This is a genomic window from Nonomuraea sp. NPDC049269, assembly GCF_043197155.1.
Classification (GTDB): Bacteria; Actinomycetota; Actinomycetes; order Streptosporangiales; family Streptosporangiaceae; genus Nonomuraea.
Map to the genome: position 1 here is coordinate 1 of NZ_JBICSO010000003.1, position 17,308 is coordinate 17,308.

Here is a 17,308-nt window from a genome sequence, read left to right on the forward strand (position 1 = left end):
CCGTCATCCACACCCGAAAGCATGGACATGACGGGGTTGTGCATCATGCACTGGCTTTTAACACACTGTTGAGTTCTCAAGAAACGGACGCGTACTCCCCAACCTGCGAGAGGCGCTCATTTCGTTTTTGTTCTTTCGTTGTGTCTTTATTCTTTCAGCCGCCCGACCCGGTGTCAAATTGACCCGACTCGCATCGACCTTCTGGAATAAACACCGCCCCGTTTCCGGGACAACCCCTCTAACTTACCAGCCATTCGGAGTGACGCGAACGCCTTCTGAATGGATCTAGCTGGAGGTGGCCCCCGGGCGAGACCGGCGATCAACGCCGTCCTCGCGGGACTGGTGAACTCTATGTACGCCTCCCGGAACCGTCAAATCAACGGATTGCCGGTGTCATCCCCTGCTCACGGGTAGGAATCTCGTGTGCCCCGAGCCCTCACCATCCTGCTGGGTATCGCCTGCGCGGTCATCGTTCTGTTCGGGATGCGCGAGGTCGCGTCGATCCTGGGCCCGGTCGTGCTCGCGCTCGTCCTGGTCATCGCCGTGGCCCCCGTGCGGAACCGGCTCGCCCGCGTGGGCGCTCCCGCTTGGGTGCAGGTCATCGTGCCCTTCCTCATCGTGCTGCTCGTCCTGCTGGGCATGGTCGCGGTGCTGACCTTCTCCATCACCCAGCTCGCCTCGCTGCTCCCCGCGTACGCCCCGCAGTTCCAGCAGTTGCTCACCGACGCCCAGAACTTCGCCACCACCCACGGCATCAGCAACGCCCAGCTCAACAAGGCGATCCAGAGCTTCGACCCCGCCAAGGTGATCGGTCTGGCGCAGAGCCTGGCGTCGAGTCTGCTGGGAGTGCTGTCCAGCCTGTTCCTCATCGTGGTGCTGCTGCTGGCGATGTGCCTGGACACTCCGGGCATGGCCCGGATCATCGCGGCGGGCGAGAACACCAAGCCGCACCTGGTGGCGGCGCTCGCCACGTTCGCCGACAAGACCAGGCGCTATCTGATCGTCTCCACGGTCTTCGGTCTCATCTGCTCGGCGCTGGACGTCACGGCCCTGTCCATCCTGGATGTGCCGTTGCCCATCCTCTGGGGAGTCCTCGCGCTGATCACCAACTACATCCCGAACATCGGCTTCGTCCTCGGCCTGATCCCGCCCGCGATGCTGGCCCTCCTCGACGGCGGTCTCAAGCAGATGCTGCTCGTCATCGCCGCCTATATCGCCATCAACGTGGTGATCCAATCGTTCATCCAGCCCAAGTTCCTGGGGGACGCGGTGGGCCTGTCGACCACGATGACGTTCCTGTCGCTGATCGTCTGGGCGTTCGTGCTGGGGCCGCTGGGCGCGCTGCTGGCGATCCCCCTGAGCCTGCTCACGCGGGCGCTCCTCGTCGACAGTGACCCCGGCGCGGGCTGGGCGGCCGCTCTCATATCCGGAGCTCCGCCAGAGTCACCCCGCTCAGCCGCTTGACCTCGTTGGCCAGGTGCGCCTGATCCGCGTAGCCCGCGACCACCGCCACCTCCGCCAGCGCCACCCCCGCACGGGCCAGTTTCAGCGCCCGCTGGAACCGGACGACCCGCTGCAGGACCTTCGGCCCGTATCCGAACGAGGCCATACTCCGCCGCAGCAGTTGCCGCTCACTGAACCCCAGCGTCCAAGCGACCTCTCCCACGCTCCGCCCCGCCCGGAGCGCCTCGGCGATCGCCGGCGCGGCCGCGTCGGCGGGCGCGGTTGCCCGGAGCCGGGCCACGATCGCCGCCCGCATGACCGCCGGCCGCCCACCGGGCAGGGAGAACCCCAGGTCCGTCACGGGCACCCGCTGATCACGAAGGGCGTGCACCGGGACGCCGAACACGTCCCCCACACCACCCGGCTTGAACCTGATCCCGGTGAAAGCGTCACCCGCCCGCATCCGCACCGGCATCGGCCCGGTGTCCGGCCCCGCCACGAACGCCCCCGAAGGCCCCCAGATGAGGTCAACGCATCCGTCGGGCACCACGAGCTGCGTGCTGTCGGCGTCGTTCACCCGCCGCCACACGCAGGCGACCCGGCCGTCGAAGCCGTCCCCTGGAGGCCGCTCCTCGTACATGCCACCAAGGTACGCACGGCCACCGACAAGAAGTCACAGCCGCCCGTACGCCCGGAGCGTCCGCAGCCGGTGCACGGTGAGGTAGCCGCCCCATTCGTGCTCCACCACGGGCGTCCACATCAGCCAGTTCCCGCGCCAGCCGCCGTCCTCCGCCTGGGCGGCGGCGAGCACGTCGAGGTGCCGGTCCAGGACGTCTTGCGTGAACAGCGGCAACCGCAGCGGCGACGGCGCGAAGTCGAGGGGGAAATGCGCCTCGCCGGGCGCTCCGGGGTCGAAAGTGACCGTGGCCAGCAGGGCCTCGCGCAACCGGGCGAACTCCGCCTCGGCCCGCGACCGGTCGGGCACGAGGTCCAGGAACTGGACGACGGCCCGCGCCTCGTACGGGGTGGTGTCCGAGATATCGGCGATCGCCGACCAGCAGAAGTCGGTGGCGGGCCCGAGCCACGGATGGTCGACGCCGTGCTTGTGCAGGAACCCGGCCAGCGACGCGGTGGGGACGAGGCTGCCCGGCGGCTCGTCGCCGGTCTCCCACCAGGGCGCCCGCGGCGTGTCGCGGACGCTCGGCAGCACGAACGGCACGCCGCCGTCCTTGGCCGTGACGCTGACGAGGTAGTCGCAGGCGGCGGCCACCATCGGATCGTCGAAGGCGTCCAGCTCGTCGAGGATCGAGAAGGCCACCTCGACAGGCTCGGGCTGGCTGGCCGCGCCACGCAGGTCCGGTTCGAGCGCGTTGCCGAAGCCGCCGTCGTCGTTCTGGTAGCAGCGCAGCGCGTCCAGCACCCGCGTACGGGAGGCACCCCTGAACAGGGCGCCGAACCTGAGCCTGTCGATCAGCCGCCCGTGCAGCAGCACATATGTCTCAGCCTGGGAAAGCATCTCCATACCGGCGAAGCTACCCAGGCCGAGCCGGGTTCTCTTGTAAGAATCGGACACGTGTCAGGGTGTGGCCAGCGCCTCCGTGGGCGACATGCGGGCGGCCCGCACGGCCGGGTAGAACCCGGCGATCCCGCCGATGACCAGGGTGGCGAGGACGCCGCCGAGCATGGCCCAGACCGGCACGATCGCCGGCCAGCCCTGGAAGCTCGCGTACGCGGCGGTGACCCCGATGCCGAGCACCACACCGCCGACGCCCCCGATGGCCGACAGCAGCAGCGATTCGGCCAGGAACTGCAGCCTGATCTGCCCGCGCGTGGCGCCGAGCGAGCGGCGCAGCCCGATCTCGGCCCGCCGTTCGAGCACCGAGATCACCATCGTGTTGGCCACGCCGACCCCGCCGACCAGCAGGGCGATGCCGCCGAGGCCGAGCAGGAGGGCGTTCAGGGTCGCGTCGGTGGCCTGCTTGGCGGCCAGCACGTCCGACGGCCTGGAGACCTCGACCTCGTTGGGCTTCTCCGGGTTGGCGGTGGGGCCCAGCACGTCGCGTACGGCGACGACGGACGCCTCCTCGGCCCTGGCATAGATCGTGGTCGGGTAGCCGTCGAAGTCCAGCCGCTCCTCGGCGACCGGCCAGCCGATCAGCGCGGCGGTGTCGAGTTCGGGGGCGAGCGGCGCGGCGCCGAGCACGCCGACGACGGTGAACCACTGCCCGCCCAGCCAGACCCGCTGGTCGGGGCCCGCCCGCACGACGCCGAGCCGGTCGGCCGCCTTGGCGCCGAGCACGGTGGCCGGGTACCGCTGGGTGGCCTCGTTCAGCCAGGTGCCGCTGACGATCTGGGCGCCCACGTCGTGCGGCAGGTCCAGGCGGGCGGCGGTGACCGAGATGCTGCCCGACTCGGCCACCGGGATGTGGTCGTTGCGGTAGACCTTGGCGGGCGTGGTGCCCGTGGCGGTGACCGAGGTGACGGGGGCGATCTGCTCGATCATGCCCTCCGCCTCGGCGGGCAGGTGGGAGCCCGCGCCGAAGAGGTCCTGGCCGGGTGAGACGGTGAGCAGGTTCGTGCCGAGCGATTCGAGCTGGCGGTTCAGGTCCTCCTGGCTGGAGGCCGAGATGCCGACGACGCCGAGCATGGCCGCGATGCCGATGGCGATGCCGAGCGCCGACAGGAACACCCGCAGCGGCCTGGCCCGCAGGCCCGCCCCGCCGACCCTGACGACGTCACGCGGGCGCAGCCGGGCTGAGGTGAGGATGGTGGTGGTCATGCTCTAATCCCCTCCACCACGAGCCCGTCGAGCATCTCGACCTGCCGGGGGAGCGAGGCGGCGATGTCGCGGTCATGGGTGATGACGACCACGGTGGTGCCGCCCGCGTGCAGCTCGCGCAGCAGGTCCATCACGCCCGCGCCGGAACGGGAGTCGAGGTTGCCCGTCGGCTCGTCGGCCAGCAAGAGTCGCGGTCCACCGACCACGGCACGGGCGATCGCGACCCGCTGCCGCTCGCCGCCGGACAGCTCGTGCGGGCGGTGGCCGAGCCGGTGCCCGAGTCCGACCCGGTCGAGCGCCTCGTAGGCGCGCAGGCGGCGCTCACGTAGCGAGGGCCCCGCGTACAGCAGGCCGTCGGCGACGTTGTCCAGCGCGGGCACGCCCGCGGCGAGGTGGAACTGCTGGAACACGAAGCCGATGACGTTCGCCCGCAGCGCGGAGAGCTGTTTGTCGGTGAGTGTGAGCACGTCGTGGCCGGCGATGCTCACGGTGCCGCTCGACGGGCGGTCCAGGGTGCCGATCATGTTGAGCATGGTCGACTTCCCGGAGCCGGACGGGCCGACGATGCCGACGAGCTCGCCGTACTCGATGCTCATGGAGACGCCGCGCAGCGCGGCCACCTCGCCGTACTCCTTGCTCACGTCGCGCAGCCGGACGATCACTTGGGCACCGCCACGGTCGCGCCCTCCTGGACGCCGTTGACCTCGACCTTGCCGTCGGCGAACATGCCGACCTCGACGGCCGCGTACCGGGTGGTCCCGCCCTCGACGACCTGCACGCCGTAGCCGCCCTCCGCGAGGGCCAGCAGCGCTCCGACGGGTACGGCCAGCACGTCCTCGCGCTGGGCCGACACGATCGTGACGTCGACCGGGGCGGAGTCGAACGGCTTCTTCAGCCCGCTCACCGACACCTTGACCTCGACCGTGGTGGTGGCGTCGGCGCCGGTGCCCGTCTCGGTGGCGACCTTGCCCACGCCGGTGACCTTGCCCTTGACGGTGGAGCCGTCGGGCAGCTCGACCGTGGCCTTGAGGCCCTTCTTGACCAGGTGCGCGTCGGCCACGTCGAGGTGGACCAGCACCTGGCGGGTGGTGCCCGTCGCGGTGAGCACGGGTCCGGTGCCGCCGGCGCCGAGCGTGGTCTTGAGGTCGGCGACGCGCAGCGGCCCGCTCTCCACGACCACGTCGGCGGGCTGGACCTCGCCGGTGACGTCCAGGCCGAGGTCCTCCTGCCAGTCCTCGACGGCCTCGCGGGTGGTCCAGGTGTACTCCTTGTCGACGTCGAAGCCGGTGTAGCCGAGCTTGGCCAGGTTCCGCTCCAGTAACTCGACGTCCTTGCCCTCGACGCCGTCCTTGAGGACGCGGTAGAGGGGCATGCTGCCGTAGAGCAGGGGGCGACGGTCGGCGTCGATGCTGTAGACGGCCTTGCCTCTGGTGATGGCGGAGCCTTCCGCGGGGAGCCAGGTGATCGTCCCCTGGGACTTGGCGGTGACGGTGAGGGGGTCGCCGTAGCCGAGCGTGCCGTCCACGGTCTTGGTCTCGGTGAGCGTCGTACGGGTCACCTTGGCGGTCGCCGGGGGCGTGCGGCCGGCGACCGCCGTGCCCGAGCCGTTGCCGCCGAAGCCGATGGCGGCGGCCGTGACGGCGGCGGCGAGCAGGGCGGCGCCACCGGCCCAGGCGACCGCGCGCAGCGGCCGGCGGCGCCGCGGCCGGACGGCCACGATCTCCGGGCCGGCCTTCACCTGGGTCATTTCGCCTGGCCCAGCTTCGGGAACGTGCCCCGGCACGCCTCGTACGCCTTCTTGAACGCCGGGTCGTCCGGCTTGAAGTTGCGGGCGGTGCTCTTGGCGATGGCGCCACTGGCGTCGGGGTCGGGCATGTCGACGCCGTTCTTGCGCATGCACGCGGCGAACTGGCGCAGTTGCTCCGCATCTTCCGGCTTGAGCGCCTTGCGGTCCCTGACGGGCGCGACGGACCGGCAGGACTCCAGCGCCTTCATGATCGCGTCCTTGTCGCCCTTCATGGCGGACATCGCCTGGATCCCTCCACCGCCGTCGGGGTCGGGGTCGGGCATGTCGACGCCGTGCTCGCGCATGCACGCGGCGAACTTCCTGCCCTGTTCCTGTGGATCGACGCTGCCCGTGGGCGAGGCGGTGGCCGTGGGCGCCGCCGAGGCGGCCTTGACGGAGGCGACTCCCGTCGAGCTCGGTTGCGCGGCGCAGGCGGTGGCGGCCAGCGCCAGCGCCACCGTGGCTGTCGTGAGGAGGATTCTGTTCATGCTCCGAATGTGCCGAGCGCCGATCAGAGGAGCCTGGGAGCCGCCTAGGAGCCCGGTAGGAGCACGCGGAAAGTGGCGCCCTCCCCCGGCACCGAGTCGAGTTCGACCTCGCCTCCGTGGGCCCGCACGATGGCGGCCACGATGGCCAGGCCCAGCCCCGCGCCGCCGTCGGTCCTGGATCTGCCCTGGCCGACGCGGTACAGCCGGTCGAAGACGTGCGGGACGTGCTGCGGCGGCACGCCGGGCCCGGTGTCGGCCACCTCGAAGACCGCCATGCCGCGCGAGGTGCCCACACTGACGGTGACCGACGCGTCCTGCGGGGTGTGGGTGAGCGCGTTGCCGACCAGGTTGGCGGCGACCTGGCGCAGCCTGGCCTCGTCGCCCATGACCGAGACGGGGGTCAGCGCCTCGCCGAGGCCGCTCAGCCTGACCTGCCTGCCGGGCACCCGGACCCGGGCGTCGCGGATGGTGTCGGCCGCCACTTCCAGCAGGTCGACGGGGTGGTGGTCCATGGGGCGTTCCTGGTCGAGCTGGGCCAGGGTGAGCAGGTCGTTGACGAGCACACCCATCCGGCCGGCCTCCTCCTCGATCCGGCGCATCAGCTCCGGCTCGTCGCCGGCGCCCCGGCGGTAGAGCTCGGCGAAGCCGCGGACCGAGGTGAGCGGGGTACGCAGCTCGTGGGAGGCGTCGGCCAGGAAGCGGCGCATGCGGGACTCGGAGTCGGTTCTGGCGGCGATCTCGTGCTCGACGCGATCCAGCATGACGTTCATGGCCGTGCCCAGGCGGCCCGGCTCGGTGTGCGGGTCGGGCGCGGGGACCCGGCTGGCGAAGTCACCCATGGCGATCTGGCCGGCCGTACGCTCCATCCTGGTCAGCGGGCGCAGGCCGAGCCGTACGACGGCGTCGGCGGCCAGGCCGAGCAGGAGCAGCACGAGCGCGCTGACGGCGAAGGCGATGGCGCTGAGCGAGGCGCGGGTCGCCTCGATCTCGGCGAGCGACTGCGCGACCAGCACGGTGCCACCGCCGTCAGTCGCGGTCGCCTTCAGCCGCCAGGACGGCCCCGTGGTGCCGCTCACGGTGTAGGGGTCGCCCACGTGGATGTCGTCGAGCATCGGCCCGGGGTCCGAACCACTGGGCAGCGCGCTGACCAGCCTGCCGTCGGCGGAGTAGACGTAGATCCTGGCCACGGAGGCGACCCGCTTCGTCAGCACCTTCTGCCAGTCCATGGTCTGGCTGGGGGAGATCAGGCCGGCCATCATCGGCAGCTTCTGGGCGGCGCCGCTCATCGTGTTGAGCTGGCTGTCCACGCGGCGCAGCAGGTTGTCGCCGAGCAGCGCGATGCCCACCACGTTGACCAGGACGAGCGCGACCGTGGTGAGCCCGAGTATCGCCATGACGAGCCGGGCGCGCAGCGTCCACCGGCCCGGCCTCACCGCGGCGTCCTGAGTGTGTAGCCGACGCCGCGCACGGTGTGGATGAGCTGCGGCTCCCACTTGTCGATCTTCTTGCGCAGGTAGTAGACGTACGACTCGACGATGCTGGAGTCGCCGTCGAAGTCGTAGCGCCACACGCTGTCGAGGATCTGCGCCTTGCTCACCACCCGGCCGGCGTTCGTCAGCAGGTAGGCGAGCAGGTTGAACTCGGTGGGCGACAGCTCGACGCGCACGCCGCCGCGGCGCACCTCGTGCGCGGCCGTGTCGAGCTCCAGGTCGGCGTAGCGCAGCACGTCCTCGCGCGCGGTCTCGGTACGGCTGCGCCGCAGGATGGCCCGGATGCGCAGCACCACCTCCTCCAGGCTGAACGGCTTGGCCACGTAGTCGTCGGCGCCCAGCGTGAGCCCCCGGACGCGGTCCTCGACCGTGTCGCGCGCGGTCAGGAACAGCACCGGGACGCGCTCGCCGAGCCGCCTGGCCACCTCGAACCCGTCGATGTCCTCCATCATCACGTCGAGCACCACGATGTCGGGCTCGAACTCCCTGGCGGCCCGTACCGCCTCGGCGCCGGACTCGGCGGTCCTGACCTCGAACGAGACCAGTCGCAACGTCTGCGAGAGCAGGGCACGGATGTTCGGCTCGTCGTCCACGACGAGTACCCTGGCCGGTCGGTCCATGGTTAAAGGTTTACCCGAGCCACTTCAAAGCCAGCTCAAAGTCGCCGCATGAAGAAGATCACTTCATGTAGAAGATCGGCCCGCGCGGCCGGAACGGCAGCGCGGCGCCCTGCGGCACGAGGAAGGCGTGCTCGCGGCGGATGCGGATCACGTCGCACTGGCCGTCGGTGATGAGCAGGATCGGCCCGTCGGCCGGAAAGTCGTCGGCCCGCTCCAGCAGGCTGACCCCCGGCTGCAGGATCGTGCCGCCCCGGCCGCGTACCCTGACCCGGTTCGCGATGTCCTCGACCGGCAGGTAGCCGGCGTCGTACGCGATCGCGTCGCAGAACACCACGCGCGCCCGCGGCACGTCGCGGACGGTGGCGTAGGAGGCGATCGCGCCGAGCGCCTTGCCGAGCAGCTTGACGTCCATCGAGCCCGAGGTGTCGAGGACGACGCCGAACGTGGCCTTCCTGACCACCTCCTCCGGCCGCAGCCAGCCGGGGCGCGGGATGTCCGGGGTGGCGGCCTGGCGGCGGGAGGCGCGGGCGTAGGAGCGGCGCTTCTCCTCCGGCTGGAAGTGCTCGTCGAACCAGCGGGCCAGCTGCGCGTCCCACGGCAGCGGCGGCTGGTCGAGCGCCCGGATCTCCTGTTCCAGGCCGGCGGGCACGAAGCCGCGGCCGTTGCCCTGGTGGTAGGCCAGGCCCGTGCAGAGCGCGCTCCGGTAGTAATCGTCGAGGTCGACGCAGCCGCGGGCGGGGCGCGGCGGCCGGTCGAGGACGTCGCCGATGCCGCGCCCGCGCAGCGTGGCGAGCTTCCGCATCCGCCGCAGGTCGGTGACGATCGTGTCGTAGACCGCCTCGGCCGACATGCCGGACAGCGTCTGGTCGAACAGCAGCCCTTCCGGCATCTCGCCGACGCCCATCTCGACGAGCCAGCCGTTGATCACGTAATCACAGGCGACGTTCCAGATGTACGGCTCGCGCGCGCCGACCCGCTCGCCGTGGCGGAGCGCGGCGTGCAGCATCTCGTGGGCCAGCACGAACCGCCACTCCTCCGCGGAGTGCCGGGCGAGCGGATTGACGTAGATCTCGCCGGCTTCGGCGCTGACCGCGGCGATGGAGATCCCCCAGCTCCTGGCCAGCTCCACCTCCGCGACGATGTTCATCCCGGCGGCGAGCGCGCCCAGCAGCGGGTAGGAGGAGACGAACCAGCGCAGCGCCAGGTCCCACGGCCCGTCGACGTGCTTGTCGGCCGTGGTGCGCGGCGTGCCCGCCCGGTCGAGCGCGGCGGTGGCCGCCTCGGCGACGCCGACCGCGAACATGGCCGGGAAGTCGTAGTGCTTCGCCATCTCCACCGAGCAGACGCGGAAGTCCTCCTCACCGAGCGGTTGGTACGCCTCGGGGATGCCGAGCCTGCGCCAGCGCTCCGACAGCGTGACCTCGTCCTGCTCGGGCAGTTCGGCGGGCAGCGGCGCGGGGCAGCGGCCGATCTTGAGCGTGCCCAGGAACCGGTCGACGGCCAGGCAGCACGCGGCCCGGTAGGCGGGCTCGGGACGGTCGCCTTCGAGGTCCTTCGGCGTACAGGTGCGCGGGTCGGCGTGGCCGAAGCCGAGGTGGAGCAGCAGGTGCGCGAAGACCCACGCCCACTCGGCCGCCTCGGCGCGGCGGCGGGGGTGGTGGCGGATGTCCCCGTCCTCCGTCACCACCGCCCACGTGTCGGCCGACAGCTCGCCCTCCTCCGCGGCGTAGAGCCAGCAGTGGTAGACGGCGAACAGCGGGTGCCGGTCGACGAGCTGAAAGCCCTTGCGCACCTCGGCGCGCCACGGGTCGGCCTTGACCTTGGTACGGGGGCTCATGACCGGGCCGCCATCAGCCGGGGCACGTCCCTGCCGACCTCGACGAGGAACCAGGTGGGCAGCGCGGGCGCGCCGTTCGCGTCGGCGGCGATGACGAGTTGCGCGCACTCCAGCGAGATCTCGGCCAGCTCGACCAGCAGCGTCTTGGCACGGAAGCCCAGGTCGCGGCCCCGGGAGGAGGAGCCGCGCTTGTCTGCGGGCAGCTCCTTGACCAGCCGGGCGCGGAACGCCTCGGCCAGGAAGTAGAGCAGGTCGCGCTCTTCGGGCCGGCGCGGCCATGGCGCCTCGCCCTTGATCACCGCGTTGAGGTCATAGGCGTGCCGCACGGTCTTGACGTAGGCGCGGAAGGCGGAGGCGTGGCCGGCGGTGAGCGTGCCGAACGCGAGCATGGCGATCGTCTCGTCGGCGACGTCGTCTCCGTAGGAGATCAGCACGTCGGAGAGCATGTGCCAGGCGCGCGGCGAGGAGAACGGCTCCTCGCTCTTGGGCGGCGCGCTCCACAGGTGGTCGGGCCGCTGCACCAGGTAGTCGACGATCCACGGGTGGATGCCGTTGGCGGCGGCCCACTTGAGCCAGTCGTCGGACGAGGCCCGCAGGTGCACGTGGATCAGCCGGTTGATCAGCGCGGAGGCCATCGGGCGGGCGAGCGCGTTGTCGGTGGCCCGGTTGCCCGCGCCGATCACGACGGACCCGGCGGGCAGCTCGTAGGCGCCGATCCTGCGGTCGAGGATCAGCGAGTAGAACGCCTTCTGCACCTCGGGCGCCGAGGCGTTGAGCTCGTCGAGGAACAGGCAGTAAGGCTCGGCGCGGGCGATCGACTCGGGTGGCGCGAACCGGCTGCGGCCGTTGACCAGCTCGGGCACCCCGATGAGGTCCTCGGGCGCGAGCTGGGTGCCGAGCAGGGTCACGCACTCCAGGCCGAGCGAGTCGGCGAACTCGCGCACCAACGAGCTCTTGCCGATGCCCGGCGCGCCCCACAGGAACACCGGCCGGACGACGGCGACGTGCAGCAGCAACTCGGGGAGCTGCTGCGGAGTGACCGTCACCGTCGCCTGCACGTCTTCAGAGTGGCGAACGCCGGGTGGGGCGCGCATCCGGTTTTTTATTGGGTTGCCCCGTCAACGACGGCGTCCCTAGCATCGGGCGCATGTGTTGCCTCTGCTTCATGCGTCTGCGCAGCGACCGGGCTCGGGCCCGTCAGCTGACGCGGTGACGACCTAGGCGTCCGCTGGCGCGCCCCGGGCCCTTCGAGAGACCCATTCATCTCGAAGACCCGAGAGGGCGGCTGTGGCGCAGAACTTCGCGCACGGAAACTATTCACACACTCAGAAGAACGCCAGGAACAGCGGCGGTCGCACGCCCAGAGACCGGGCCAGGCGTGCCTTGTCGCAGAATTTCCTGGTCGACCGGCATGCCGTCGAGCTGGTGGTCAAGGCGGCCGCCCCCGAAGGGCTCGTGCTCGAACCCGGCTCGGGCGAGGGCGTGCTGACCTGGGCGCTGGCCGAGGCCGGAGCCCGGGTGATCGGTTATGAGATCGACCCGCGGCTGGCCGGCCGGCTGGCCGCGCGGACCCGCGACGATCCCCGGATCGAGGTGGTCAGAGCCGACTTCACGACCGCGCGGGCGCCGCGGGAGCCGTTCGCGGTCGTCGGCAACATCCCCTACTCGGTCACGTCGGGGATCGTCGGCTGGTGCCTCCGGGCGCCGCGGCTCACGTCGGCGACGCTGCTCACGCAGCGGGAGTACGCCCGCAAGCGTTCGGGCGACTACGGGCGCTGGAGCCTGGTGACGGTGGAGTCGTGGCCGTGGTTCCGCTGGCGGCTGGGCGACCGCGTCGGCAGGGAGAGCTTCCGGCCGGTCCCGTCGGTCGACTCGGCGATCCTGCGGATCGAGCGGCGGCCCACGCCGCTGGTCGAGGCGGGGCGCGGCTACCAGGAGCTGGTCGAACTGGGGTTCGGCGGGGTGGGCGGCTCGCTGCGCGCCTCGCTCCGACGCCGCTACGAGGGGGTGGACGCGGCCGTCGCCGCGGCGGGCATCGCCCGCGACGCGGTGGTGGGCCACGTCCATCCCGACCAGTGGATCACGTTGTGGGAGCGGCTATGCCGCTGACGTGACCGTGGCCTTCCCCACCGGCTCGACCGGTGGGGCGAGCACCTGGGCCGCCGGGGACCGGCGGCCCCAGGGCATCGCCATGAGCAGGATCGGCAGCAGCACGATCGACGCCCGCGACCAGTCGGCGTGCAGCAGCCACCAGGTGGTCTCGTCGAACTGGGTCATGTACAGGTAGCCGTACGCCGACCACAGCGAGACCCCGATGATCGCCGGCCAGGCGAACCTCGTGGGCCTGGCGATCAGGAACGGCATGAACCACAGGAGGTACTGGGCGCCCAGGCGGGGCGTGACGACCATGAAGATCAGCAGAATGGCCAGGGTCATGTCGATCGGGTCGGCCCGCCGCCAGATCAGCACCGCGGCGACGACGCAGGCGTAGATCAGGTAGGTGCCGAAGGTCGCCAGATCGGGCCTCAGCTCCCAGTTTCCGCCGGTGAAGGGCGGTGTCCAGCCCCACTCGCCGACGATCGGCCGGATGGCCTGGATGGTCTTGATGACCTCGGGGATCTGCTTGAGCGACGTGCCCGCGAAGACCGGCAGCGTGACCAGGAAGAACACCGGCAGCGCGCCGGTCATGAACAGCGCGGCGACCCTGGCCCGCAGGTTGGGCAGCAGGAGCAGCATGCCTGGGATCAGCCAGATCGGCCAGCTCTTCGCGCACAGCGCCAGGCCCATCAGCAGGCCCGCCAGCGCGCCCCGCCTCAGGTCCAGGCGGTCGCTGGGGCCGGGCAGCAGGGCGCGGTGGAGCATGCCGCCGGGGCCCACGATCCGGCGCAGCGATGCCCGCCAGCCGTAGATCGCGATGCCGCGGCGTACCTTGGCCACCACCCGGGTCGTGACGCCGGCCCGTTCGGGTGCGCCGGGACCGCGTGCCACCACGAAGGCGGCCACGCCGAAGACCAGCGCCACCGGCTCGACCTGGCCATGGATGCAGGCGACGAGCAGGGCGAGCGGGTTGAGCGCGTACTGCAGGGCGCGCAGCGACGCCTTGGGACCGCCGGCCAGCTTGGCGACCAGCGGGATCAGCACGATGTCGGCGACCACGGTGACCAGGCGCCCGGCGTAGACCCACGGGATGCCCAGCCACAGCAGGATGCCGTAGACGTAGGGGATGGTCGGCAGGAAGTGCCAGCCGCCCTCGCTGGCCAGGACCGGGTCGTGGCCGTTCAGCACCGCCTGGCCGGCCGGCTGGAAGCTCTCCATGAAGTCGACGGGCTGCCATGCGTCGTTGGCGGCGGTGAACATCAGGAGCAAACGCACGGCAACGCCCACGAGGACGGACACGAGCAGCGGAGGCCGCCAGTCACGCCACTGGGCGATGAGAGCGAGCAGGACACCTGCGACGAGGATGGTCCCCGTGAGAACTGCGTATTCCATGGCGGCTTCTAGCCTGCCGTACTCATCTGAGTACTTCCACCGGGGGTTCCGATTCTTATCCCTGACATGGCGGGTCGTAACGCGATAGAACATGACCCTCTGTGCTGAACTTTTTGCATGGGGGGATCGCAGGTCAACCAGGCTCTGGTAAGGCTCTATTTCGAGGTGAAAGGCGGGCTCCGTGACCCGGTTGCCGCCTGGGCGAAACTCACAGGAAATTCGCAGCTCTACCAGCAGGCCAGGGGCGGCAGACGAGTGCCGCTCGACGACGGGACCGCGGCCGAGCTGACCGCCGCGGCGATCGTGCACACGGCCGCCGAGCACGGCGCGGACCGAGTCGCCGCGCTGTCCACCTCGCCGCTCGCCGGGCTGGTCGCCGGCCTCGGCGGCGCGGTGCTGACCGAGCAGTCCAACGTGCCGGACCAGTTGCTCGGCCACGGATTCCCCGGGACGCTGCCGGAGGACTGGCCGCACGCGGCGTACGTGCTGCTGTGGGGGGAGAACAACAGGCTCGTCCGGACTCCCGGCATGCCCTTGGTGATCGCCGGGCGTTACAAGGGACAGAAGGTCGTGGCGATCGGGCCGCACCCGACGCGCCTGTCGGACGAGACCCTCGTCGTCCGGCCGGGCACCGACGGCGCGCTGGCCATGGCCATGGGGCATGTGCTGCTCAAGGAGTTCTTCCTGGACCGGGCGGCGTTCGCCGGGCACGCCATGGAGCGTACGGACCTGCCGTTCCTGGTCCGGCTGCGCGAACACGGCGACGCCTTCGTCGCCGGCGGCCTGGTCGGGCGTCCGGCCGAGGGACTGAGCGTGTACGGCGGCGACGCGGTGGAGGTGCTGCTGCCGCGCTTCGACGACGGGCCCGGGCTGCTGCGGCGCGGGGTGCCGGTGGTCAGCGACGGCGACGAGCTGGCGACGACCGTGTTCGACCTGCTGCTGGCGGTGTACGGGGTGGCCCGCGACGGGCTGCCCGGCCACTGGCCCCGCGGTTATGACGATCGCGGCGAGCCGTACACGCCTGCCTGGCAGGAGACGTACACGGGGGTGGCCGCCGCGCGCACGCTGAAGATCGCGCGGGAGCTGGGGGTGACGGCGGAGAAGACCGGCGGGCGGTGCATGATCGTGCCGGGGCGGCTGGAGACCAACCATGCCGACACCGCCTACCGGGCCATGCTGGCGCTGCTCGTGCTGACCGGCTGCGGGAGCGGGTGGGCGCAGGCCGGGGCGGGGTCGGCCGTCCCGCTGGTGCCGTACCTGTGCCTGCACGCCTGCGGCGAGGACGGCACGGACGTGGGGGCGCTGAGCTGGCCGCTGGCCGCGGGGCTGTTCGATCGCCGGTCGTCGCGGTCGGTGCTGCTCGAAGCGGTGCGGGACGGGTTGCCGATGGCGCCGTCGCCGCGCGTGCTGGCCATCCCGCGGCCGATCTATCCGCTCCCGCCCGAGGTGGAGCTGCTCATCGGGCCCGACGACCGGTGCGATCTGGCGCCGCCCGACGCCTACCTGGTGGCGGACGCGGTGGCCAAGCTGACCGTCGACTACGTGGAGCGCGTCGCGCCGGATCCGGTTGCGGTGGTCAACGGGGGGCGGATGCGGCTGCTGGTCGATCACGCGTGGATGCACGAGTACGGGGAGGCCCTGCCGACGTATCGCCCGCCGGGGCTGGGCCTCCCCGTGAAGCCGACTCAGTTGGTGCGTTGAGCCTTATCCAGTGAACCCCTTGAAGATGCCGGTGAACTCGTACGCCGACTGAGCGATCCCGCTGCACGTCGGCGAGACGCTGCCGTTGGGGCAGCCGCCGTTGTCCCGGCCCATTGACCAGAAGCCGATGAAGCCGATGTGGTTGGTGTTGGCCCAGTCGCGCAGCTTGCGGGCGTCGGCCTGGGTGGTGGTCTGGCCCGTGTCGTTCTTGCCGATCATCGGGGTGACGCCGAGCAGCCGCTTGAGCTGAGCGTCGGTCTTCGACGGCCACACGCCCTTCATCTGGCCGAGCGTCGCCTGGGCGGCTGAGACCATCGCGTCGCCCCAGTTGCCGCTGTAGCCGAAGTCCATGACCATCGGGTTGACGATCACGTTCAGGCCCTTGGCGGCGGCGTCCTGGAGGATCTGCACCGAGAACGGGTCGAGCCCGTAGTCCTGTGCCTGCACGCGCAGCGTGTATCGCACGACGGTGCCGCGTTCGGTCTGCAACTGCTTCAGCGCGCTGTTGACCTTGTTCACATCGATCGACGCCTCGACGTCGACGTCCAGTTGGTTCGTGCCGACCGTGTCGAGCACCTTCTTGTAGGCGGCGAGCAGGGTGGCGGTGGTGCCGCAGTTGTGCTCCAGGTACGGGCCTTGGGCGCCGCCGCTCGCGACGACCACCTGGCCGCCCTGGGCCTGGAGGGCCTTGACGTCGTTGATGATCCTGGAGTCGGCCAGCGGGATGACCCCGCCCCAGGCCGGGTTGCAGCCCGTGCTGTCGCCGAGCACGAAGGCCAGCGTGTAGTTCTTCACCCCGGTCGCGGCGGCGGCGCCGGCCAGGGACGGGGTCGTCATGGTGATGTCGATGTACGGCGCGTAGCGGACGTCGCCGGTGGGCGGCGTGGTGTCGTTGGTGGTCTTCCCGCTGATGGAGGCGGTGTACGCCGAGCAGTTGCCGGCGGCGTCGCACGCCCTGACACGGAACCCGTAGGTCGTGTTGGCGCTGAGCCCGGTGGCCGTGTAGCTGGTGCCGGTGACGGCCGTGGGAGCCGCGTTGTCCCTGGAGATCTCGTAGGCGGCGATGCTGCCGGAGTTGTCGGTGGAGGCCGACCACGTCACGGTCAGGCTGGAGTTGGTGGCGCCGCCGACCGCCGGGCTGCCCGGCACGGTCGGCGCCTGGGTGTCCGGGGTTCCGCCCGGTCCGTCCAGCACCACGTCATCGGCGTAGTAGGCGCCTTGGCCGTACCAGCCGTTGACGTAGACGGTCACGCTCGTCACGCCCGCACCGGTGGTGAAGGAGGTTTTCAGCTGCTGCCACTGACCGCCCGGGGCGCCCCACGTGCTGACGTCGATCCCCGAGCCCGTGGCCCCCAGGAAGATGTAGTTGCCCTGCACCCAGGCCGACAACTGGTAGGTCGTGCTGGGCTTGACCGTCACGGTCTGAGCGCATCTGGCGTAGTCGTTGCCCGCCGGGGTGGCCTGCAGGGCCTTGGTGCCGCCGTGAACGGGCTGCGACACCGCCTGGGCCGCGGCCGTGGCCGAGCAGGTCCAGCCGGACAGGGCGGACTCGAAGCCGGGGTTGGTCAGGATGTTGGCGGCTGCGGCGGGTGTGGCGTGGAGGGCGATGAGCCCCAGGGCGATGGCGGCGGTCGCCGCAAGTCCTCGAAGGTTCATGGGGGTCTCCTTCGTCGGC

At 71.0% G+C, this 17,308-nt stretch carries 15 protein-coding genes; 3 read left to right on the forward strand and 12 right to left on the reverse strand.

Going from position 1 to position 17,308, the window contains the following annotated elements:
• Window positions 1-423: 423 nt before the first annotated feature.
• Window positions 424-1,464 (forward strand): AI-2E family transporter, encoded by a 1,041-nt coding sequence (locus ACGFNP_RS17745; protein WP_393319715.1) that lies wholly within the window; start codon window positions 424-426, stop codon window positions 1,462-1,464.
• Here the strand turns inward: ACGFNP_RS17745 and ACGFNP_RS17750 are convergent.
• From ACGFNP_RS17750 to ACGFNP_RS17795, 10 genes are read right to left on the reverse strand one after another with little or no spacing between them, the layout of a single operon-like run.
• Window positions 1,421-2,083: a DUF6597 domain-containing transcriptional factor gene (locus tag ACGFNP_RS17750; RefSeq protein ID WP_393319718.1), complete on the reverse strand. Its 663-nt coding sequence runs from the start codon at window positions 2,081-2,083 to the stop codon at window positions 1,421-1,423. The genes ACGFNP_RS17745 and ACGFNP_RS17750 overlap by 44 nt on opposite strands.
• Window positions 2,084-2,116: 33 nt before the next feature.
• Entirely contained in the window at window positions 2,117-2,965 is an 849-nt protein-coding gene (locus ACGFNP_RS17755) for a hypothetical protein (RefSeq protein ID WP_393319721.1), read from the reverse strand.
• A gap of 54 nt (window positions 2,966-3,019) precedes the next feature.
• A complete protein-coding gene (locus tag ACGFNP_RS17760; RefSeq protein ID WP_393319724.1) occupies window positions 3,020-4,222 on the reverse strand; it encodes an ABC transporter permease in 1,203 nt (400 codons plus the stop codon).
• A complete protein-coding gene (locus ACGFNP_RS17765; RefSeq protein WP_393321536.1) occupies window positions 4,219-4,881 on the reverse strand; it encodes an ABC transporter ATP-binding protein in 663 nt (220 codons plus the stop codon). Before ACGFNP_RS17765 ends, ACGFNP_RS17760 begins: the two co-directional genes overlap by 4 nt.
• The gene (locus ACGFNP_RS17770) at window positions 4,881-5,969 is read right to left on the reverse strand and encodes a peptidoglycan-binding protein (protein ID WP_393319727.1); all 1,089 of its coding nucleotides are present in this window, start codon (window positions 5,967-5,969) and stop codon (window positions 4,881-4,883) included. Before ACGFNP_RS17770 ends, ACGFNP_RS17765 begins: the two co-directional genes overlap by 1 nt.
• Window positions 5,966-6,496 carry a hypothetical protein gene (locus ACGFNP_RS17775; protein WP_393319730.1) on the reverse strand — a complete coding sequence of 177 codons (531 nt, stop codon included), beginning with the start codon at window positions 6,494-6,496 and terminating at the stop codon, window positions 5,966-5,968. The genes ACGFNP_RS17770 and ACGFNP_RS17775 overlap by 4 nt, the downstream gene beginning before the upstream one ends.
• A 44-nt stretch (window positions 6,497-6,540) precedes the next feature.
• Window positions 6,541-7,929 carry an ATP-binding protein gene (locus ACGFNP_RS17780; protein WP_393319733.1) on the reverse strand — a complete coding sequence of 463 codons (1,389 nt, stop codon included), beginning with the start codon at window positions 7,927-7,929 and terminating at the stop codon, window positions 6,541-6,543.
• On the reverse strand, window positions 7,926-8,606 hold the full coding sequence (locus ACGFNP_RS17785; RefSeq protein ID WP_358317479.1) for a response regulator transcription factor: 681 nt from the start codon (window positions 8,604-8,606) through the stop codon (window positions 7,926-7,928). The genes ACGFNP_RS17780 and ACGFNP_RS17785 overlap by 4 nt, the downstream gene beginning before the upstream one ends.
• A 58-nt stretch (window positions 8,607-8,664) precedes the next feature.
• The gene (locus ACGFNP_RS17790; RefSeq protein WP_393319736.1) at window positions 8,665-10,443 is read right to left on the reverse strand and encodes a hypothetical protein; all 1,779 of its coding nucleotides are present in this window, start codon (window positions 10,441-10,443) and stop codon (window positions 8,665-8,667) included.
• Window positions 10,440-11,501: a MoxR family ATPase gene (locus tag ACGFNP_RS17795; RefSeq protein WP_358317475.1), complete on the reverse strand. Its 1,062-nt coding sequence runs from the start codon at window positions 11,499-11,501 to the stop codon at window positions 10,440-10,442. The genes ACGFNP_RS17790 and ACGFNP_RS17795 overlap by 4 nt, the downstream gene beginning before the upstream one ends.
• 229 nt (window positions 11,502-11,730) lie before the next feature.
• Here ACGFNP_RS17795 and erm point away from each other — a divergent pair, with 229 nt between their 5' ends.
• Window positions 11,731-12,552: an ErmE/ErmH/ErmO/ErmR family 23S rRNA (adenine(2058)-N(6))-methyltransferase gene (erm, locus tag ACGFNP_RS17800; RefSeq protein ID WP_358317473.1), complete on the forward strand. Its 822-nt coding sequence runs from the start codon at window positions 11,731-11,733 to the stop codon at window positions 12,550-12,552.
• Here the strand turns inward: erm and ACGFNP_RS17805 are convergent.
• A complete protein-coding gene (locus ACGFNP_RS17805) occupies window positions 12,541-13,932 on the reverse strand; it encodes a hypothetical protein (RefSeq protein ID WP_393319740.1) in 1,392 nt (463 codons plus the stop codon). The two genes, erm and ACGFNP_RS17805, sit on opposite strands and share 12 nt — an antisense overlap.
• 117 nt (window positions 13,933-14,049) lie before the next feature.
• Between ACGFNP_RS17805 and ACGFNP_RS17810 the strand changes: the two genes are divergently transcribed.
• Window positions 14,050-15,633 (forward strand): molybdopterin-dependent oxidoreductase, encoded by a 1,584-nt coding sequence (locus ACGFNP_RS17810; protein WP_358317469.1) that lies wholly within the window; start codon window positions 14,050-14,052, stop codon window positions 15,631-15,633.
• 3 nt (window positions 15,634-15,636) lie between these two features.
• Here the strand turns inward: ACGFNP_RS17810 and ACGFNP_RS17815 are convergent, their stop codons facing one another.
• Complete coding sequence (locus ACGFNP_RS17815; RefSeq protein WP_393319743.1) at window positions 15,637-17,289, reverse strand: carbohydrate binding domain-containing protein; 1,653 nt, start codon at window positions 17,287-17,289, stop codon at window positions 15,637-15,639.
• Window positions 17,290-17,308: the final 19 nt, after the last annotated feature.